Annotated in this window: 20 protein-coding genes and 1 tRNA gene; 20 read left to right on the forward strand and 1 reads right to left on the reverse strand. The window is 44.3% G+C overall.

Annotated features, from left to right (window positions below; all coding sequences use genetic code 11):
* Positions 1-10: 10 nt before the first annotated feature.
* The 18 genes from AC1DYT_RS22625 to AC1DYT_RS22710 all read left to right on the forward strand — a co-directional run bounded on the left by AC1DYT_RS22625 (position 11) and on the right by AC1DYT_RS22710 (position 18,888).
* On the forward strand, positions 11-1,822 hold the full coding sequence (locus AC1DYT_RS22625; protein ID WP_477471785.1) for a thiamine pyrophosphate-binding protein: 1,812 nt from the start codon (positions 11-13) through the stop codon (positions 1,820-1,822).
* Between the two features lie 11 nt (positions 1,823-1,833).
* On the forward strand, positions 1,834-2,730 hold the full coding sequence (locus AC1DYT_RS22630; protein WP_477471786.1) for an acetaldehyde dehydrogenase (acetylating): 897 nt from the start codon (positions 1,834-1,836) through the stop codon (positions 2,728-2,730).
* The gene (gene dmpG / locus AC1DYT_RS22635) at positions 2,730-3,740 is read left to right on the forward strand and encodes a 4-hydroxy-2-oxovalerate aldolase (RefSeq protein WP_477471787.1); all 1,011 of its coding nucleotides are present in this window, start codon (positions 2,730-2,732) and stop codon (positions 3,738-3,740) included. Before AC1DYT_RS22630 ends, dmpG begins: the two co-directional genes overlap by 1 nt.
* Position 3,741: 1 nt before the next feature.
* The gene (locus AC1DYT_RS22640; RefSeq protein WP_477471788.1) at positions 3,742-4,794 is read left to right on the forward strand and encodes an NAD-dependent epimerase/dehydratase family protein; all 1,053 of its coding nucleotides are present in this window, start codon (positions 3,742-3,744) and stop codon (positions 4,792-4,794) included.
* 98 nt (positions 4,795-4,892) lie between these two features.
* Positions 4,893-6,200 (forward strand): lipopolysaccharide biosynthesis protein RfbH, encoded by a 1,308-nt coding sequence (gene rfbH, locus AC1DYT_RS22645; protein WP_477471789.1) that lies wholly within the window; start codon positions 4,893-4,895, stop codon positions 6,198-6,200.
* Entirely contained in the window at positions 6,201-7,547 is a 1,347-nt protein-coding gene (locus AC1DYT_RS22650; protein ID WP_477471790.1) for an MATE family efflux transporter, read from the forward strand. It begins immediately after the preceding gene.
* Positions 7,535-8,548, forward strand: coding sequence for a glycosyltransferase family 2 protein (locus AC1DYT_RS22655; protein ID WP_477471791.1), 1,014 nt, complete (start codon positions 7,535-7,537; stop codon positions 8,546-8,548). Before AC1DYT_RS22650 ends, AC1DYT_RS22655 begins: the two co-directional genes overlap by 13 nt.
* A 278-nt stretch (positions 8,549-8,826) precedes the next feature.
* Positions 8,827-9,897, forward strand: a complete 1,071-nt coding sequence (locus AC1DYT_RS22660) for an O-antigen polymerase (RefSeq protein WP_477471792.1) — start codon at positions 8,827-8,829, stop codon at positions 9,895-9,897.
* A gap of 12 nt (positions 9,898-9,909) precedes the next feature.
* Positions 9,910-11,079 (forward strand): glycosyltransferase family 9 protein, encoded by a 1,170-nt coding sequence (locus tag AC1DYT_RS22665; protein WP_477471793.1) that lies wholly within the window; start codon positions 9,910-9,912, stop codon positions 11,077-11,079.
* Positions 11,080-11,223: 144 nt separating this feature from the next.
* The gene (locus tag AC1DYT_RS22670; RefSeq protein WP_477471794.1) at positions 11,224-11,697 is read left to right on the forward strand and encodes an LbetaH domain-containing protein; all 474 of its coding nucleotides are present in this window, start codon (positions 11,224-11,226) and stop codon (positions 11,695-11,697) included.
* A complete protein-coding gene (locus tag AC1DYT_RS22675; protein ID WP_477471795.1) occupies positions 11,694-12,827 on the forward strand; it encodes an NAD-dependent epimerase/dehydratase family protein in 1,134 nt (377 codons plus the stop codon). The genes AC1DYT_RS22670 and AC1DYT_RS22675 overlap by 4 nt, the downstream gene beginning before the upstream one ends.
* Complete coding sequence (locus AC1DYT_RS22680) at positions 12,827-13,828, forward strand: WaaS/CpsH family glycosyltransferase (protein ID WP_477471796.1); 1,002 nt, start codon at positions 12,827-12,829, stop codon at positions 13,826-13,828. The genes AC1DYT_RS22675 and AC1DYT_RS22680 overlap by 1 nt, the downstream gene beginning before the upstream one ends.
* Before the next feature lie 43 nt (positions 13,829-13,871).
* Positions 13,872-14,825 (forward strand): D-glycero-beta-D-manno-heptose-7-phosphate kinase, encoded by a 954-nt coding sequence (rfaE1, locus tag AC1DYT_RS22685; protein ID WP_477471797.1) that lies wholly within the window; start codon positions 13,872-13,874, stop codon positions 14,823-14,825.
* 10 nt (positions 14,826-14,835) lie between these two features.
* The gene (gene rfaD / locus AC1DYT_RS22690; RefSeq protein WP_477471798.1) at positions 14,836-15,837 is read left to right on the forward strand and encodes an ADP-glyceromanno-heptose 6-epimerase; all 1,002 of its coding nucleotides are present in this window, start codon (positions 14,836-14,838) and stop codon (positions 15,835-15,837) included.
* 1 nt (position 15,838) lies between these two features.
* Positions 15,839-16,402 carry a D-sedoheptulose 7-phosphate isomerase gene (locus AC1DYT_RS22695; protein WP_477471799.1) on the forward strand — a complete coding sequence of 188 codons (564 nt, stop codon included), beginning with the start codon at positions 15,839-15,841 and terminating at the stop codon, positions 16,400-16,402.
* A 170-nt stretch (positions 16,403-16,572) separates the two neighbouring features.
* Positions 16,573-17,922, forward strand: coding sequence for a sugar transferase (locus AC1DYT_RS22700; RefSeq protein WP_477471800.1), 1,350 nt, complete (start codon positions 16,573-16,575; stop codon positions 17,920-17,922).
* A gap of 3 nt (positions 17,923-17,925) precedes the next feature.
* Complete coding sequence (locus AC1DYT_RS22705; RefSeq protein ID WP_477471801.1) at positions 17,926-18,708, forward strand: helical backbone metal receptor; 783 nt, start codon at positions 17,926-17,928, stop codon at positions 18,706-18,708.
* A gap of 98 nt (positions 18,709-18,806) precedes the next feature.
* Positions 18,807-18,888, forward strand: a tRNA-Leu gene (locus AC1DYT_RS22710).
* Positions 18,889-19,047: 159 nt separating this feature from the next.
* Here the strand turns inward: AC1DYT_RS22710 and AC1DYT_RS22715 are convergent.
* On the reverse strand, positions 19,048-19,173 hold the full coding sequence (locus tag AC1DYT_RS22715) for a hypothetical protein (RefSeq protein WP_477471802.1): 126 nt from the start codon (positions 19,171-19,173) through the stop codon (positions 19,048-19,050).
* Positions 19,174-19,397: 224 nt separating this feature from the next.
* Between AC1DYT_RS22715 and AC1DYT_RS22720 the strand changes: the two genes are divergently transcribed.
* Entirely contained in the window at positions 19,398-20,381 is a 984-nt protein-coding gene (locus tag AC1DYT_RS22720) for a helix-turn-helix domain-containing protein (protein ID WP_477471803.1), read from the forward strand.
* A gap of 128 nt (positions 20,382-20,509) precedes the next feature.
* On the forward strand, positions 20,510-21,445 hold the full coding sequence (locus AC1DYT_RS22725; protein WP_477471804.1) for an NADP-dependent oxidoreductase: 936 nt from the start codon (positions 20,510-20,512) through the stop codon (positions 21,443-21,445).
* The last annotated feature ends 21 nt before the right edge of the window (positions 21,446-21,466 follow it).

Below are 21,466 nucleotides of genomic sequence, written 5' to 3' on the forward strand. Positions count from 1 at the left end.
AATTCGATCCATGAAAATAAGCGATGCAATAGCCGACTTTTTAGAAGAAAAAGAAATACGGCACGTATTTGGGATAATTGGCGCGGGCAACGCGCATATCTTCGATTCGATATTCAGTAAAGGCTACACCGAAATAGTTTGCGTGCACCATGAACAGGCCGCCTGCATGGCCATGCAAACCTACTACCGCCTTACAGGCAAAGTGACCGCAGCATTATTGACTACTGGCGCCGGTTCTACCAACGGCACTACCGGCGTGGTAAGCGCCTGGGCCGATTCTATCCCCGGCATCGTTATATCGGGCAACGAAAACTCTAAGTTCATCGATTTGCACAAGGACGTAAGGATGTGGGGCGTGCAAGGCTACGATAGCTCGTTGATGGTAGAAAAGGTAACCAAATACGCCGGCCGCGTGCTGGAACCTAAAGACATCCTGGTAGAGCTGAACAAATCCTGGGATATAGCCCTTGAGGGCCGTCCCGGTCCCGTTTGGTTGGATATCCCGATGAATATACAATCGGCAGTGATTGACGAAAGCGCTATCCTTCCTTACGAGAAACCTGCCGCAGCGTTGCCATCCAAAGATCTGCCATCGCAGGTTAGCAGTATAGTGGCCGATTTGAAGGCTGCCAAACGGCCCTTGCTATGGTTGGGCCACGGGATCAGGCTGGCTGATGCCACTGAACTGATTGAGCCGCTGTTGGAGCAATTGGGCACGCCTGCATTAGTTACCTGGGCGGGTATAGATATGGTAGATTCATACCACCCCCTGGTTTACGGTCGCGCCGGTACTTATGGCCAGCGTTGCGCCAACTTCGTGGTGCAGAACTGCGATTACCTGCTGTGTATAGGCACGCGTATGGCTATTCCGCAGATCGGTTACGAAATAAACGAGCTTGCCCGCGAGGCACAGATAACGGTAGTAGATATCGACGAACACGAACTGGCCAAATATGCATCGCGCTACAAAACAACAGTAGCAGCGGATGCTAAGGACTTCATAACAGAATTATTAGCGCAAACAAAAGATTTTAGGTCCGACCTGAGTGAGTGGGTAGCCACCTGCGATAAATACCGGGAAGATTTCCCATGGGTGAACCCTTTCGACCACCCGGATAAGGATGGCTTTATCAATTCTTATCCTTTTATGGATAAGCTGCACCCGCATTTGAAAGACGATCAAATTATCGTCACCGATATGGGCACGGCCTTATTGAGCGGGCACCAGGTACTTAAAATGAAGAAAGGTCAGCGTTTGATGACCTCTACAGGCCTCGGCGAAATGGGCTACGGTCTGCCCGCTGCCATCGGCGCATCCATCGCTACCAATAACGGCGAGGTAATGTGCCTCAATTGCGACGGCGGCATGATGATGAACCTGCAGGAACTGCAAACCATGGCGCACCATAACCTGCCCATCAAGCTGTTCATCTTCAATAACGATGGCTACCTGATGATCAAGAATACCCAAAAAGCACTGTTCAAAGGCCGCGCCGCCGGCACCGATCTTAAATCGGGCGTAAGCTGTCCCGATTTTTCGGCACTCGCAGATGCTTTCAAGTTCAAAAGCTTCCGCATACGCACCTGGGAAGATTTCGACGAGGTGCTGCCGCAGGTACAAGCACACAATGGCCCGGTTATTTGCGAAGTATTTACGCACCCGCACCAAACATTTGTGCCGAAATTATCTTTAGCAATTCAAAAAGACGGTACTTTGATATCTCCGCCGCTTGAGGACCTCTCGCCCTTTATACCAAGAGAGCAGCTTAAGGCCATCATGCTGGGCGGCCTGCACCCAAAATCGGCAGATATCGAGGCTTAATTTAAAAGACAATGAGCAAATTGAAAGTAGCCATATTGGGCAGCGGCAACATCGGGACTGACCTGCTGATCAAGATACAGCGGTCGGAGTACCTGGAGTGCGTGCTGTTCATCGGCCGTAACCTGTCCTCGCCCGGTATGGCAAAAGCCATCAGCCTGGGGGTAAAGGTATCTGATCAAAGCATCAACGCCATCGTAAAAGATCCTGATTGCTGCGATTTAGTGTTCGATGCCACATCGGCAAAGGATGCGCAGCACCATTGGGCTATACTGAAAAAGTTGGGCAAAATCGTGGTAGATATGACGCCCGCTAAAGTAGGCGGCCTTTGCATCCCGGCAGTAAACCTCAACGATGCCGTAACGCAGCAAAACGTAAACATGGTAACCTGCGGCGGGCAGGCTTCTATACCCATCGCTTATCTGATTGGCCAAACGCATCCGGATGTTGAATATATTGAAGTAGTATCGAGTATAGCATCGCGCAGTGCAGGCCCGGCAACCCGCCTTAATTTGGATGAATATATTGAAACAACAGAGGAAGGCGTACGCATGTTCTCGGGCGCCAAGCGTGCCAAAGCTATTTTGAACCTTAACCCGGCCAATCCCTGTATTGATATGCAGACCACCATTTTTGCCAAAGTAGCCAAGCCGAATATCGAGGCCCTGACGCTGGCGGTAGAGGCTATGGTGAAGAACATAAACTCGTATGTGCCTGGCTACCAGTTGCTGGTATCGCCCATATATGAGAATGGCCGCATCGTGGTGATGGTAAAGGCGCAGGGCCTGGGCGATTACCTGCCTAAATACGCAGGCAACCTGGATATTATCAATTGCGCGGCCATTGCCGTTGCCGAAGAGTACGCCAAAAAGGCGGCAAACCCCTCGGCTACCACCTTTTTAGCAAATTAATGAAACAACATATACTCATCAGCGATCCTACCCTGCGCGACGGCAACCATGCCGTATCGCACCAGTTATCTGCAAAGCAGGTAGCCTTGTATTGCGAGGCTGCCAACAAAGCCGGCATACCTATAGTAGAGGTTGGGCATGGAAACGGATTAGGCGCATCGTCCTTACAAGTGGGCGAGAGCCTGGAAACCGACGAGGTATTGCTGACCACCGCCCGCAAGCACCTTAGCAGCAGCAAGCTGGGCATACATGTTATCCCCGGTTTTGCTACCATAGAACGCGACCTGAAGAAAGCCATAGAATGGGGGGTAGACGTTATCCGCGTAGCATCGCATTGTACCGAGGCTGATATTACCCAAAGGCACATTGGCTACTCGCGCGAAAAGGGCAAAGAAACCTACGGCGTACTGATGATGACGCATATGGCATCGCCCGAGTTATTGGTAGAAGAGGCCCAGAAAATGGAACTTTATGGTGCCGAGGGCATCATTATCATGGATTCGGCAGGCGCTTATTTGCCTGAGGATGTTGCCGAGCGTATTAACGCGTTGGTTGATGGCCTGGCCATACCGGTAGGGTTCCACGGGCATAATAACCTGGGTATGGGCATTGCCAACAGCATTGCCGCCATAGAAGCAGGGGCCACCATTTTGGATGGCACGGCACGCGGCTTCGGCGCAGGCGCAGGCAACGCGCAACTGGAGGTACTGATAGCCGTTTTGAATAAAATGGGCTACAGCCACGGGGTAGACCTTTACAAGATGCTGGATGCTGCAGATATAGCCGAAAAAGGGATTATGCCGCTGGTGCCCATCATCACGTCAGACAGCGTAGCGAGCGGCCTGGCGGGCGTGTTCTCTGGTTTCTCTAAGCACGTAAATCGCATTTCCAAAGAATACAGCGTAGACCCGCGCGACGTTTACTTCGAGCTGGGCAGGCGCAAAGTGGTTGCCGGCCAGGAAGATTTGATTATAGAGGTTGTTTTAGATTTAGTTAAACGCCAGAACTAACATGAAGAAAGAAGCTATAAACGATATCAAGGCCGATTGCAGGCAATCGCTGGCAGGATACATCCCCGCGTTGGATTGCCTGCGCGGACAAAGCATTTTAGTTACCGGCGGCACCGGCTTCATTGGCAAATGGATAACCGAGGTGGTCGCCATTTTGAACGATGAAGAGGGTTTCGATATAAAATTGTACCTGCTGGCTCGCGATATGGAAGACTATCGCGCCGAAGTACCGCACCTGGCCGCCCTTAAGTACGTTACGCTGATTGAACAGGATATACGCAACATAAGCGTACTGCCCGAGGATGTGCGCTGGATAATAAACGCCGCCGGTTCGCCGGATAACCGCACCCACGTAAGCAACCCGCTAAAAACCATCGAAACGTTTTACAAAGGCACGCAGGCCCTTTTGGATGCCTGCCTGCGTTTACCGGGGCTGAATAAATTCGTGCACCTTAGCTCTAACACTATATACGGCCATCCGGTTGCCACATCAGAAAAAGGCATCAAAGAAAACGAGCTAGGGGTATCTGACAGCAACACCGTTAACGCTGCCTACAGCGAGGCAAAGCGTATGGCCGAAACCGTTTGCGCTATTTACCGCAACCAACAGAAATTGCCGGTGGTAATTACGCGCCCGTTCTCGTTCATCGGTCCATACCAAAATCTGGAGAAACCCTGGGCCATCAATAACTTCATCCGCGATAGTATACTTAATGGTCCGATACGCATACTGGGCAACGAAAACACCGTACGCAGCTACCTTTACGGCAGCGATGTGGCCTGCTGGCTGCTGATGGCTTTAGCCAAAGGCAAAACCGCAGCAACTTATAATATAGGCGGCGATGAGGCCATCTCTTTAAAAGATTTGACCGACAAGATCACCGCCAACTTTCATAACAAGATAGATGTGCTGGTGAAATACTCTAAAGCCTATCCGGAGCAATCGTCGATATCTATACCCGATACTTCGGCCATTAAAAAAGATATCGGCGTAAAACAACAGATTGGCTTCGATGCCGCGTTGAAGAAGACCATTAATTGGTATAAGAAGTAGAGCAGCAAATTAGAATCAAGATATTAGATTCAAGAGACAAGAAAAAAAGTCCGTAAGGATATTTAAAAATAAAAAGAAATAGTACTAAAAACATTACCATGTTACCATACAAAAATATCGACGAAAGTATTCAAAGCCAGTTAGCGGCTGTCATCAAAAAAAACACTACGCGGGAGATTATCGCAGGTAAAAACTACATAGCGGTAACCGGCAAGGTGATGGATGAGGAGGATATTTTACATGGAGTTGATGCTGCCCTTGATGGCTGGCTTACGGCGGGCCGCTTTGCCAATTCATTCGAATACGAGTTTGCCAAATACTTTGGCGCACATAAAGCATTGCTGGTAAACTCCGGCTCATCGGCTAATTTGGTGGCATTCTACGCATTAACATCCACCAAACTCGGCGACCGTGCCGTAAAACCAGGCGACGAGGTAATCACCGTTGCAGCTGGTTTCCCTACCACGGTGAACCCCATGATACAGTTTGGCGCTATCCCGGTTTTCGTAGATGTAGATATCGCGACGCACAACGTGCTTGCTTCAGACATCGAAGCAGCGGTATCGCCAAAAACCAAGGCTATCATGATAGCGCACTCGCTGGGCAATCCGTTCGATCTGGATGAAGTAATGCGCGTGGCCAAAAAATACAACCTGTGGGTGGTGGAAGACGATTGCGATTCGTTAGGCGCAACCTACCGCGGGCAAAAAACCGGCACCTTTGGCGATATTTCGACATTTTCTTTTTACCCGGCGCACCACATTACCATGGGCGAAGGTGGCGCAGTGTTGATTAACAACCCCGAGCTGGCCAAAGTTGCCGAAAGTTTCCGTGATTGGGGCCGCGATTGCTATTGCGAGCCGGGAAAAGACAACACCTGTGGATGCCGTTTTTCGCAGCAGTTAGGCTCGTTGCCATATGGCTACGATCACAAATACACCTATTCGCACATTGGTTTCAACCTTAAGGTTACCGACATGCAGGCTGCCTTCGGCGTATCTCAGTTGAAAAAGGTTGATTACTTCGTTCAGCGCCGCCGCGAAAACTATAAGGCTCTGTATGAGCGCATGAAAGAGCTGGAAGAAATATTCATCCTGCCCGAGCCTACCAAACACAGCGACCCATCGTGGTTCGGTTTCTTGCTAACCCTTCGCGAAGGCGACGCCGCAGACAGGCACATGCTGGTGCAGCACCTGGAAGAAAAGATGATCGGTACGCGTCTGCTGTTCGGCGGCAACCTGTTGCGCCAGCCTGCTTATGCCAACATCAACCACCGTACGATAGGCAACCTGGCAAATACCGATACCATCATGAACCAATCTTTCTGGCTGGGCGTATGGCCGGGCCTGAACGAGAGCCATTACGATTATATATTGGATACTATAAAGGCATATATCAATAGTTAAGTGCTGGCATTTGTAAAAAAGGCCCTGAACAAGATTGGGGTCGACGGGGCTATTATATTCACGCTTTTATCGCGGGCGGTACAAGGTTTGGGAGGAGTGGGTTCGGTGGTGTTCATCGGCTTATTCCTCACAGGTAACGAGCGGGGGTACTTTTATACCTTTTCCAGCATCCTTGCTATACAGGTTTTTTTCGAGTTGGGACTTAGCGGTATCATCACCCAATATACCGCGCACGAATTTGCCCACCTTTCATGGGATGGGCACCACCTCTCTGGCGACGAATACTACCGCTCCAGGTTGTCGTCATTACTGCGGTTTTTTATCAAATGGTTCGGTGTGATCAGCATTGTTTTGTTCGTTATATTGCTGGTAGCGGGGTACCACTTTTTTTCGAGTTATAGTAATAACGATCATGTACAATGGCAGATGCCCTGGGTCATCCTGTGCCTGGCCACTTCGCTTAATTTATTCATAGACCCTATTCTTGCGTTTATAGACGGGCTTGGCGAGGTAAAGGATATGGCCAAAGTGCGCATGGTGCAAAAAACCACCAATGTTATCCTGCTGTTCATCTTTTTTATACTCGGGTTTAGGTTATATTCTGCGGCGCTTGCCTCAATGATATCCATTCTGATCAATTATTTCCAGATAATTTTTTCAACGAGGCGAATTAAGCTGGTTGCCATTTGGAAACAAAAAGGCGAGGCTACCATTAACTACATGACGGAGATATTTCCCTTCCAATGGCGCATAGCCCTGAGCTGGATAAGCGGTTATTTTATTTTCCAGTTATTCAACCCGGTGCTGTTCGCATTTTCTGGCAAAGTTGTGGCCGGGCAAATGGGCATGTCGCTGCAAATACTAAATGGGATCTCAAATCTTTCCATGAGCTGGATAACCACCAAGGTGCCTGTGTTTTCGTCGCTTATTGCACACAAAAAGTTCCATGAGCTTAATTCGCTGTTCAGCCGTACTTTAAAGAATCTCATGTCGGTAAACTTCTTCGGCATCATTGTATTTTACGCACTGTTGCTGTTGCTCAATTATCTTAATAACCCGTTCAGCGCGCGTTTTCTGCCCCTGGTGCCAATGGCCATGCTATGCGCAGTAACTATTGTTAACCAGTTGATATTTTCGTGGGCAACCTTTTTGAGGTGCCATAAGCAAGAGCCTTTTTTGGTTAACTCGATAGTAATAGGCGTACTTTGCGCCATTTCTACGCTATGTTTCGGTAAATATATAGGTATGATAGGCGTAGTAGCAGGGTATTCTTTTATCGCTTTTTTTATAAGCCTGCCATGGGCCTGGTACATTTTTAAAACAAAAACACAACTATGGCACAATTAACGCCAAAGCTAACTATTGCCATACCTACCTATAACAGGCCAAAGCAATTGCTCAACACCCTCACCAAACTGTTGCCGCAATTGAATAGCGATTGTTATTTATCTATTATAGATAACCATTCTGAAACGCCTGTAACCGAAACCACAGCTGAGATATTTGCCCGTTACCCTGAGGTAAATTATAAGATACACCGTAACCATATAAATATCGGGGGCGACTCCAACATCATCCGTTGTTTTGAATATTGCGACACCCCATGGCTTTGGACTGTTGGCGATGATGATGAAATTTTGCCGACTGCTATAGAGACCATTTTTGGCGATATGGAGGCATATCCGGATGTGGTAAGTATTAACTACTGCAGCCCGTCTGCAAACAGGCCAACACGGTCAAAAACAAGCGTAAATTATGGAAAAGAGGCGTTTTTGGCTAATACCGACTCTTTTGGCGCATTGATTTATATCAGTTGCAACATTTACCAAACCAAATACTTAACCGCTTATGGGCATTGGCTGGCAAACAACAATACCTATTCGTGCGTATCGCAATGGATAGTTTTATTTCAATCGCTCACCAGCGAAAGCCAAACGATATTTTCCGATAAGGCAGTGTGTACTAACCCTGTTATTACCACGGGTGGCGAAAGTGCCAATATTATGGTTATACAGGGTGTATCAACATTGCTTGATATGCGAATAAACTATCGCGAGAAACAGCTGCTTATAGATTGTTTTAAGCGTGATGTGTATAATTTTGTGTCGCCTGAGTCGTTGTTTCGTACCATAACGATGCAATATATATCAACAAAGGACAAGAATTACCTCTTTATTTTTAAACGGCTTTATTATACTTTTTACAGGTATCTTGGATTTAAAATAAGGTTAAAATATTTAGTATATTACAATATGCTTGCTTTAATGCCAAACTTTACGTTTAGGCTTATACGTAACCAATACCTTAAAATGAGGGGGATCGACCTGAATGCCTTTATTAAAAAATAACATCAGTGGTAGATAAGCTGATTATATTTCTTTCGCTAACTATATTTTTACTCGGCACCTATTTGGTATGGTTCGATAAGAAGAATATTTTCAACCATTTGCTAATTGGATTTTGCTTCATTGCTTATGTAATTCCGTCTTTTTTAATTGATTTTGATTTTTTTGCGAGCCCATCAACGGTTAGGCTATATGTTTTAATAAACCTTTGCGCATCAATTTCCTTCACCGCCGGCATAATATTAGGTTACAAATGGCGAAGCATACTTATTGTAGATAGCGTGATGAAGTTTTCGATAGTAGAGAATGCCATGGAATCGGATGCTTTTGAAACCAAGGTACTGCGCTTGTCTAAAGTATTCTATATAGGCAGCCTTATTGTGCTGGTGTTATGCTTTATATATATGGGTTATATTCCCATGTTTGCAGACGACCCATACTCCGCCAAACAATTTAAGGGCGTTTATAACGCCCGTTATCAGCCGGTAGCCTTGTTTTATCGCACAGCCAAGCAATTTATCCAGTTTTTAATGCCGTTTTTCTTCATCGATTTTATCATGAAAAAACGACTGAATAGCTTCCTGCTGATATTTATAGGGTTAGTACTAATCTTTGTTACCCTAAGCCGGTCTGAAACCATTGGGGGCATTTTGCTTACATTATCCATTATAGTGTCGTTAAAAAAAGGCCGTACCTTTTTCTTTTTCTATCTCTTGTTCTTGATACTTGTATTTTCAGTTGGTAGTAGTTTCTGGACCATTGCTGCCTACTACTTTCCGGATACATTTACCAATTTATCGGGCGAGGGCCTAACAACCGCCGAGATAATAGCCTCAGGTGCACCGGATATTGTAGATCAGTTAAGCTTTATGGAAGCCTTTGTAAAGAACCATGTAGACTTTACATATGGCCTAACTTTTTTGGGAGGTCTAATCCCTTTTAATTTTAAATACAACACCTCTGCCTGGACACTGATGGTGTTAAATGATACTAATGACATATCGGAGATCGCGTCAGGTGGCTTGCGGCTGCCTGTCTCTTTATGGGGCTATGTAAACTTTGGGTGGATTGGGGTTGTTTTGTTGCCGTTTTTTTCGGCATTTTTTACAGGGTACCTGATCAAGAAAATTAAACGTTTTGTAAACCGCCTAAAGGCCAATTACAAAGGATATTTCGTTTTTTATTATTTGGCATTTATATACATTAATATCGGGTACATTTTTACGGACTTTTACCGTATCTCAATTTATTCTTTTCCTGCTTTCATTTTTTATGGATTGGTAATTTATTTCGTAAAGCCAAAAAAAATCAAAGCTGGTAATATTAACGTAGCAACTGAAAATAACGCTTAAGAAATTATTAGTATGCCAAAATTTGATGATTCTAAGCTAAGAAAGCTAAAAATAATAGACCGTTTTTTTAAGGCCATCTATTTTTTTCCTAAGAATAAAAAAGCGTATCCCGCGCCTCAGCCGGAAATCGTTAAGGAAATAGTAATTATAGGTTTTATGATGATTGGAGATACCATTATGAGTATCCCTTCGCTGCGTGTGTTAAAAAGGAATTTTCCCAACGCCAATATCACGTTGGTTGGTGGTAAACATGTAGAAATCATCCTAAAAAATCAAAGCCTTATTGATAATTTTGTTACTGTTAAAGTGCCTTGGCTGACGGCTGACTATTCATTAAAAAACGTTCTTCATTTTTTTTGCAGCCTCCGTATTATCAACCGTAAAAAGTATGACCTGAGCATAGATTTCAGGGGTGATTGGCGCAGTATTTTTTATGTGAACTTTATCCAATCGGTACGGAAGGTTAGTTTTAACTACACAGGAGGCGAATATATGCTTACCGATGCAGTAGCACCCAACCCCTTTATTGAGCATTACATCGAAGAGTGGCTTTACTTGCTGAGCATGATAGGGTGTAGCTATACTGATGAAGATAAACTGCCCGTTTTGCAGTTAAGCCAGGGCGATACGGCATTTATAAATAATTACAAATCTGCAAACAATTTGCATGGCAGGTTTGTAATAGGTATCCACCCGGGCGCAAGCCAGGAGGTGAAAAAATGGGATGAAAATAATTATGGCGAATTAATTATAAAGTTAGCGAAGACCTATGCAGATGCCATCTTTATAATTTTTGAAGGCCCCAACGAAAGAGAAACCGTTGTAAAGTTGCAGAATATACTTACTGCTAACCCGGTGGATTTTATTCATGTAAATACAGGACTGCACGATTATACTTTAATAATAAGCTTGTGCAACCTCGTGGTTTGTAACGATAGCGGTGCTGCCCATATTGCAGGGGCATTTAAAGTGCCAACGGTGGTTATTTTTGGTAATGTAGACCCCAAATTTGTAACGCCTTATGGTGCAGAAATTAAAAAAATAATATCACACACAATGGAATGTAAGCCATGTCATCAAAGTTATTGTAAATTTGGCCACAATTTGTGCATCAAAAGTGTTAGTGTTGATGAAGTGCATAAGCCGGCAGTCGATATTATTAATAGCCTAAAATTAGCTTAAACCATCTCCGTCATCATTTTGAAATACCTCAAATACATATACCCTTACCTTAAAACGCTGCTATTTTATAAGCCATTCTTTAAAAAGTCGGGTAAGCAGATCGTCATTTTCAGCCCAATAAAAATCACGCCCAAATTTATGTTAATGGGCGATAGAATTGCTATCTGGAACCATGCCAGGATAGAGGGGATATCCGAATATGAGGGCGTTAAATTCAGTCCTGCTATCATTATAAATGATGGGGTTACCATTCAGCAAAACCTTCATTTAACCTGCGCAAAAAAAGTCGAGATCGGTAAAAACACAGCCATAGCGGCTAATGTTACTATAACCGATATTAACCACGGTTACGAACGGATAGATATGCCGCCCGAGCGACAACCGATAGAAGTTACTGATGTAAGCATTGGCGACGATTGTAAGATTTATAATAACGTAGTGATACTACCGGGCAGCAAATTAGGTAAGCACAATATAGTTGGTGCCAATTCGATAGTCAGGGGAACTTTCCCCGAATATTGTGTGATAGCGGGCACCCCGGCAAAAATCATTAAAAGATACAATCCCGAAACTTCGGTTTGGGAGAAAACAGACGCAAAAGGCAATTTTACCAAATGAATATACTAATTACCGGTGGGGCAGGTTTTATCGGCTCAAACCTCGCATTGAAACTTATCTTAAAAGGACATACTCTTACCATTCTTGATAACCTGTCGAAACAAATCCACGGCGAAAACCCCGAGGAAGAATCTCCGCTATACAAATCAATAGCCGATAACGTTAAATTTATAAAAGGCACTGTAGAATCTGAAGCCGACCTAGTGGAAGCTATAGCCGGCCAGGACGTAATAGTCCATCTTGCTGCAGAAACCGGGACCGGCCAGTCTATGTATCAAATAAAACGCTACACTGATGTAAATATTGGAGGCACTGCTTTATTGCTGGATATTTTGGCAAACAACCCTCATCAGGTAAAAAAAATAGTTATTGCTTCCTCGCGTTCTATTTACGGCGAGGGTAAATACCTGAGCGGAGAACTTGGCTACGTTTACCCAAAACACCGTACCGACGATTACATGCAGGCAGGCGATTTTGAAGTAAAATACCCCGGTTGCGAAAAATCGCTGCAATTGGTTGCCACTGATGAAGATTCGAAAATCCACCCGTCATCGGTGTATGGCATCACCAAGCAAAACCAGGAACAAATGATCATGACGGTGTGCCCAACTATAGGCATTGCACCGGTTGCGTTCCGTTACCAAAACGTTTACGGCCCGGGGCAGTCGCTGTCAAATCCATACACCGGCATCCTTTCGATCTTCTCTACCCGTATCAAAAACGATAAGGACATCAACGTATTTGAAGACGGCAAAGAAACCCGCGACTTCGTGTTTATAGATGACGTGGTTGATGCTACCATTTTAGGTATAGAAAAAGAGGAAGCCAATAACCAGGTATTCAACGTGGGTACAGGCATTGCTATAGAGGTAAACACCGTGGTAGAAGAACTGATGGCCAACTACGGCCGCACCGTGCCGGTTACCATATCAGGTAACTACCGTTTAGGCGATATAAGGCATAACTATGCCGACCTCACCAAAATTAAATCCGTATTAGGCTTTGAGCCTAAGGTTGATTTTAAAACAGGGATAGCTAAATTTGCCGCATGGGTAAACACCCAGGAAATAAAAACCGACAAGTACCAACAGTCGTTACAGGAAATGAAGGATAAAGGCTTATTTAAATAATGGTAGCCGCTACCCAAAACGTACTTTTTATCGGCCCCCGGTTTTTTGGATACGAAGTATCTATCTGCGAAGCGCTGGAGGCCAACGGCTACGGGGTGGATTTCTTCGACGAACGTACGTCGAATAATTCGCTGATGAAGGCCGTTTTCAGGGTGAAGAAAAGCTTGTTGACAACAATCGTAGAGAAGTACTACAAGGATATAACCCGGCAGATAAAAGATAAAAAGTACGATTTCTTTTTCCTGATAAAAGGGGAGGTGGTACCGCAAAGCTTTATTGTCGATTTTAAAAAGAACAACCCTGCGGCGAAGCTGATTTATTACACCTACGATTCTATCAACAACAATAACAAGAACTCGGTATATATTTTAAAGCACTTTGACAAATGCTTCAGTTTCGACTTTAAAGACGTTGCCGCTAACCCGGTGCTGAAGTTAAAGCACCTGTTTTATACAAACGAATACAAAGCGCAAACAAAGGCATCGGATAAGCGTAGGTACACCATGTCGTTCGTCGGCACGCTGCATTCCAACCGCTATTCGGTAATAAAGGCCTTGTTTGCCAACTTTAGCGATACATTCGTGTTCTTCTTTTCGCCTGCCAAATGGTTTTTTTGGTTCGAGAAAACATTCAAGAGCTATTATAAAAAAATCCAGTGGAGCGATGTAAGCTTCAACAAACTTACGCAGCAGGATGTAGCGGAGATATTCGGCGAATCTAAAAGCGTGCTGGATATCCAGCGCTTTGGGCAAAGCGGCTTAACAATGCGTACTTTTGAGGTACTGGCAGCAGGGGCAATTTTGGTAACTACAAATACCTCCATCCGTCAGGCTGAGTTTTTTGATCCGAACCACATTGTGGTAGTTGATGATATTAACGATGTGAAGAACGTTGAAGAAATAAAAAGTAAAACCGCGGCGTTAAAAGGCAGCATTTTAACAACCAATCCGGCGTTCGACAAGTACTTCGTAAATAACTGGGTTAAAGAATTTTTTGAATAAAAGATCGTATAACGGGATGAGTGGTCGTCCTTTAAACAAAAACATGGATTTTGATATTAAAGAAGGTTTAAAGATACTGGTGATAGGCGACCTGATGGTTGACCATTATATATACGGCAATTGCAACCGCATTTCCCCGGAGGCACCCGTGCCCGTGGTAGAGATTACCAAAGAAACCTACACCCTTGGCGGCGCAGGCAACGTGTTGGAGAACCTGATTACCTTTGGCTGCCAAACTGATATTGTTGCCGTTGTTGGCGATGATGAAAATGCATCGATAGTGTTTGATGAGCTGGCATCTAACAACATCAACGGGGATGGCGTTATAAAAGATGCCGGGCGCTGCACCATCATGAAATCGAGGGTGTTGGTTACCAACCACCAGTTAATCCGTCTGGATAGGGAGATAACCAAGCCACTACAACCAGCAATAGAACAACAGATATTCGCTTATCTCAAGCAGTACATCAGCAACTACGATATTGTTCTAATATCCGATTATAACAAAGGCTTGCTTACTCCGGCTTTGCTAAACGGCATTTTAACAACCTGCCGCGAACTGGGTATCCAAACCATTGTTGACCCTAAAGGGCAGGATTTCTCCAAATACAAAGGCGTAAACGCTATAAAACCTAACCGTAAAGAGGCGGTGATTGCCTCGGGCATCAATATTACCGATACCGAAAGCCTTACCGCTGCCTGTATTAAAATACAGGAGATAACCGAGTGCGACAGCGTAATCATCACCATGTCTGAAGATGGGATTGCCATGTACAACAATGGTAACCTTGAAATCATCCCAACTAAAGCATTGGATGTAGTGGATGTTACCGGTGCGGGCGATACCGTATTGGCCTCGCTCGGTGTGGCTTTAGCATCTGGCAATACTTTATATAACGCCTGCGATTTTGCCAACCACGCAGCAGCCGTGGTAGTAAACAAAGTAGGCAGCGCAACAGCAACGCTGGCCGAAGTGAAAGAAAAATTTGAAGATTAATTTATATAAAATGGATAGTAATTCTGCCATTATAGTAACAGGCGCCGCAGGCTTCATAGGCTCGTGCATGGTGCAGTACTTAAACCAAAATGGCTTTACCAACCTTATTTTGGTTGATGATTTTGATACCCCTGCAAAGCGCAGCAACTGGGAATCGAAAAAATATTCGGAATTGATAGATAGGGAAGAGTTGTTTAACTGGCTGGGCCAGTACGAAGGCAAAATAGCCGCTATCATCCACCTCGGCGCGCGTACCGATACTACCGAGTTTGATTACTCGGTGCATCAAAAACTCAACGTAGATTACTCTACCGATGTTTGGAATTATTGTACCGCGAACCAAGTGCCGTTGATTTACGCTTCCTCGGCTGCCACCTATGGCGCCGGCGAACTGGGGTACAATGATAACCACGAGGTAGTAGGGGAGCTGAAACCTTTGAACCCATACGGCATCAGCAAAAACGAGTTTGATAAATGGGCCTTGAAGCAGGATGCGCAACCGCCGGCCTGGGCCGGGCTCAAGTTCTTCAAYRTMTACGGCCCYAACGAATACCATAAGGCCCGGATGGCCAGCGTAATTTGGCATTCATTCAATCAAATCAATAAAGACGGTGTGGTAAAACTTTTTAAAAGCCACCGCGACGATTTTGAAGATGGGCAGCAACTACGCGATTTTGTGTACGTGAAAGATTTGCTGAAGGTAATGCACTGGATGATGGTAAGCATGGTAGATGGCGCATGGCCTGCCAAACAAAACGGGCTTTACAACCTGGGCACCGGCGAAGCACGAAGCTTTTACGACCTGGTTGCCGCCACCTTTAACGGGCTGGATAAAGAAACCGTGGTAGAGTTTATAGATATGCCGATTGATATCCGCGACAAGTACCAGTATTTTACCGAGGCTAACATGAAAAAATTGCACGCAGCGGGCTACAGTGATAAGTTCTACACGCTGGAAGAAGGCGTAGACGATTACGTAAGAAACTATTTATCAAAACAAGCATTTTATTAACATGGAACAATACATCACCTCGCTTTTTGATGAACACATAACAGTTGCAAAAAAAACGCTGGCAACTCTCAAGGGCGATATTGCAAAGGTCTGCGAAATAGTGGTTACCTGCAGCAAAAGCGGCAAAAAGGTACTGCTCTTTGGCAATGGCGGCAGTGCGGCTGATGCGCAGCATATAGCTGCTGAGTTTATAGGCAGGTACGTAAAGGAAAGGCGTTCCTTACCGGCTATAGCCCTCACTACTGATACCTCGGCCCTAACCGCGATCAGCAACGATTACGGGTACGATCGCGTGTTTGAGCGGCAGGTTGAAGGCCTTGCCGTTGCCGGCGATGTATTGATTGGCTTATCTACCAGCGGCAATAGCCCCAATGTGGTAAAAGCGCTTGTGGCTGGTAAAGCAGCAGGCTGCATCACCATCGGCTTATCCGGCCGCGAGGGCGGCAAAATGAACGATTGCTGCGACGTAAACATCGTTGTCCCATCAGAAATTACGGCCAATATCCAGGAAATGCACATTCTCATAGGGCATATTATCTGTGGCGCGGTGGATGATGCTTTTTAACCCGGCACATAATATTCTGCATTAGCAAAGTATCGCGGCCCAATTATATCGTAGAGTATTCCTCGTTAAGATTTTGGCATTGTTTTGGTAATAATATTGTTAACAAACACCTGCCATGCGGGTTTTCGTTGTAAAAAACGTACTTTTGCCACATCTTACCGGATAAACATATGACAACACGATACTCTAAGCACTTGCCGGGTTTTGTATTCCTAAGTGACTTGCTATTGTTGAATCTTGCGTTGTACAATTCGCATTTTTTTATATTCGGCTCGTTCATTCCACAAAGCAATTCGCTTACTTTCATATTGTTGGTAAACATTGCATGGGTAATCGTTTCTGCTTTATCAAGAAGTTTTTATGTGTTCAGGCCTCTGCAGCTTAGGGATAACATCAATAAGTTCCTGCTCACGCTGATATATCACCTGCTGTGTGTTTTTGCTATTATTTATTTCTTTAAGATATTCGATATCTCGCGCTCCGAGGTAATGCTCAGCTATAGTTTCTTTTTTGTATTTGTAGTGATACAAAGGTCGGCACTGTTCTTTTTTCTGGACTATATCCGTAAAAAAGGATACAATCATCGCCAGATCATCATCATAGGCGACAAGAATATTTCAGAGCGCCTGGTGAAATCTTTTTCGCAGCACCCCGAGTATGGTTACGACCTGAGCGACTTTATTTCCGACGACGAAATAGCAGCTATGTCTGAAGACGAACTGATACGTGGGCTGGTAGAAAAGGCGCCTAACGAAATATTTGTTTGCTATAAACAAATGAACCCCGAGCTGTTGAACAGGCTCGTGAAAATGGGGGATGCCTACCTGATTAAGATTAAGGTTGTATCAGATTTGATACTGGGCAACAATTACGCTCACCTTATCAACTACGATAACGTACCCGTACTGCACCTGAATTCGCACCCCGAGATTGGCTTGAAGATACAGATACTAAAAAGAGGGTTCGATGTCTTATTCTCGTCTATAGTGATGGTAGCCGGTGCACCCGTGTTCGTGATGCTTTGCATTGTTACCAAGCTTACCTCTAAGGGCCCTGCGTTTTTTCGCCAGGAACGTATCGGGAAAAACGAGAAACCGTTTTACATCTACAAATTCCGCAGCATGCTTGTAAACGCAGAATTGGCCGGTCCGCAGCTTTCTAAAGATAACGACCCACGCATAACCAAATGGGGTATGATGATGCGCCGCACCCGTTTAGATGAGCTGCCGCAGTTTTGGAACGTACTGAAGGGAGATATGTCGGTAGTGGGCCCGCGCCCCGAACGCCAGTATTACATAGAGCAAATTGTTGAGAAAACGCCAAGCTATAAAAAGCTGCTCCGCGTAAAACCGGGGTTGACATCGATAGGCCAGGTACACTACGGCTATGCAGAAAACGTGGATCAGATGTGCGACCGCATGCGTTATGATTTGCTTTACCTGCAAAACATCAGCCTTAACTCTGATCTGAACATCATCCTGAAAACAGTTAAGGTAATGGTACAGGGGAAAGGCAAGTAAGCAATGCCCGTGCACCACGACCAATTAGGAAGGGCGGTTAATATCCCGCGGTCGCCGAAAAGAATAATATCTATAGTTCCGTCTCAAACGGAACTTTTGTTTTTTCTGGGCCTGGAGGCCGAAGTGGTGGGCATCACTAAATTCTGCGTTCACCCTGCCGGGGAAATAAAAGGCAAAACTAAAGTGGGCGGCACCAAACAGTTGGATTTTGGGGCCATTCACGCCCTGAAGCCAGATCTTATCATAGCCAACAAAGAAGAAAACCAACAAAGCCAGGTAGAGGAGTTGATGATGCAGTACCCCGTTTGGGTGAGCGATATTGACGATTTGCCCACCGCGTTACAAATGATTAAAGGTGTGGGAAAGATAACCGGCAGGACGAAAGAGGCAGTACAGTTAACCGATAAGATAAGGCATGAATTTATCACATTAGTAAAGCCGGTTATTACGCTCAACGTGGCTTATTTCATTTGGCGGAAACCTTATATGGTGGCTGGCAGTGGTACTTTTATAGATGACATGCTACAGTTTTGCGGCCTTATTAATGTATTTGCGCCATCGCGTTACCCGCAGGTAGCCAATCACGAATTGGTCGCAGCTGCTCCCCAGCTTGTATTGCTTTCCTCAGAACCATATCCTTTTGCCCAAAAACACGTTGCAGAAATACAAGCATTGCTGCCCAATGCCACGATAATATTAGTAGATGGCGAAATGTTTTCCTGGTATGGCAGCCGTTTGCTGCAAGCCCCTGCCTATTTTAAGGCTTTGCTAGAAACCATTGCTTAAATTAATCGCAATATAATGAGGGAGATAGCTAAAAATATCAAATACTGTTTTATTATTAAGCATTAAAAGCTATCTTTGCCCACTCTAAAAAACCAAATGCGGAAGTGGCGTAATTGGTAGCCGCACCAGACTTAGGATCTGGCGCCGCGAGGCGTGGGGGTTCGAGTCCCTTCTTCCGCACAAACGGGAATAGTTAGAACACTATTCCCGTTTTTTGTTATAGCCTCGTTCCTAGCTATTTGTATTTTGCGATTTCTTAAAAATTATCTAATTAGCAATGTTTTACAGAACGGGTTAGTGGGACTGGAACACCTAAAATATCCCACTTACACGTTTAAACTAGGTTTTATGTGATTGAATTGTTGTTTCTCGAATGATTGTTTCTGTTATTAGTTCGGCAACTAAATTCAATAGTTTAATTTCTTTTGGATTTAATTTTGGATCGCTTTCAATGATCTTTTTCATTTTGTAACATTATAGATTAAGTTGGCTCCAAAATAGTTAGATCAGTCTATTTTGTTTTATAGCACCTTGAGTAAAAAATGAATGTTGCGAATAATATGGCAGGATCTAATTATTGTCCATTCATATATCAAATACTCATCATCAATAGAAATGTATAGAAAGAAAGTGATTTTTTTCGGAGAAATTTACATAACCTTAGACGTATTAGCCAGTTACTTCTTGCAATGATTTTTGAATTTACAACAGCCCCGGGTTTTGACTTTATAACACTGTTTTCAAAACAGATCAATGCGCCTGTAAGGGATAATGTATTGGAAATCCCCAAGACACTTGGAGAAGGTTATGTACGTAAAGTTGGCTTTGGGGACGATTTTAAATTAACGATCCACCGTTATATATTGAACGACGATCTGATCGTTAAACGTAATCCGGCTGCAATAGCTAATGATGTCCGTACCATTTTCTTTTATAATGACAGGGAAGATCTTGAAGTTAAATTTCATAATGATGCAAACATACCAGGCTCACAAAAAAATGATTCTTCCATACTGCTGTCATCAAATGATTTGCGCACGGAAATCCGTTTTCCTGCCGGCAGCAATATTCAATACGTAGTAGTAGGCATTACTGCTAACAGATTACGCTCAGTTCTGTCTATTGAAAACCCCAATGGTACCTTAAAAACCATCATTGCGGAAAACGCATCCTTTCTCTTTTTCGAGAGTTTGGATGCTGAAATGCAATTGCTGCTTAAAAATATTGTCTCTGTCGACATGAATAACTCCCTGAATAATTTCTATGTACAAATTAAGGTACAAGAACTGATGTACCTGCTTTTTAGTAAGCTGTCGCTCAGGGAGCATACCACTTTTAAGAATATAAATAGTAATGATGCGGAGAAACTTTTGGTCATTCGCAACGAAATATTGAGTGATCTGAGTACACCGCCGGTTTTAAGTGAATTAGCTATAGTCGCTTCGATGAGCGGGACGAAACTTAAGCAGCTTTTTAAGCAAACATTTGGAGATACAATCTATAATTATTATCAAAAGGCAAGAATGGAGGAGGCCGCTTTTCTATTAAAACGAGCCAAACATTCCGTTTCTGAGGTTGGTTATGAGTTGGGATTTTCAAACCTTAGCCACTTCAGCAGATTATTCGCGAAGCAGTATGGCATTACCCCAAAGAAATTCTCCTACACTTCATAAAGCTTCTTGTCTTTCTTATTAAATGCCGTTTGCCGGATAGGACTATTCTTGTGTCTTTTTTGGTTATTTTACCCATTTGTCTACATCTACATTTGTCATATAATTAAATATGACAAATGTAAAAGATAATGAAAGCAATACAATATAAGGCATTCGGCAGTTCCGATGTTATAGAGGTGACAGAAATCCTTCAGCCTAAAATTAACAAAGAAAACCAGGTTTTAATTCAAGTTAAGGCAGCCAGCGTAAATCCTTTGGATATCAAATTACGCAGTGGCATTATGCAACATATCCGTCCTGTTAGTTTGCCTTTTGTACCAGGTGCGGATGTAGCAGGTATTGTTGTTGCTACAGGAAAAAAGGTAACTCAATTTAAATCAGGCGACGAGGTGATCGCTGTGACTTCGACAGGCGGGTATGTTGAGTACGCGTTGGTAAACGAGAGCCACGTGGCCATAAAACCCATCAATACCTCCTTTGAAGAAGCAACCTCTCTGGTGGTTAATATCGGCACCGCTCAATCGGTATTATTTAACGAGGGGAAATTAGCGAAAGATCAGAAAGTTTTAATTCAGGGAGCTGCGGGAGCAACAGGCGCAACTATGGTGCAGATGGCAAAAAATGCCGGAGCCTATGTTATAGCTACGGCATCCGGACGAGGCATAGCCTTAGTGAAAAGCCTCGGTGCAGATGAAGCAATAGATTATAAATCGCAAGACGCTACGGTACTGGTTAAGGATGTTGACCTGGTGGCAGATTGTGCCGGCGGCGAATCTCAAAATAAACTTTTTGAAGTATTAAGGCCCGGAGGTAAATTATTCAGCATAGCAACTTCACCATCTACAGAATTGGCAGAAAAGTACCAGGTTGATGCACGGTTTATTCGGTCTAATATATCAGGGAATAGTTTGACCGCTGGTTTGGTTTTGGTTAATGAAGGAAAACTCCGTCCCATCGTTTCAAAAACTTTCCAATTAGAGGATGCCGCACAAGCCCAGGATTTTGTGTCGGCTGGTGGGGTCAACGGAAAAGTTGTTCTTGTGGTCGCTCAACAGCAGAATTGATCGCTGAGCTGATCTAAAGAA

The sequence above is a fragment of the Mucilaginibacter sp. P1_D10 genome (genome assembly GCF_056406215.1).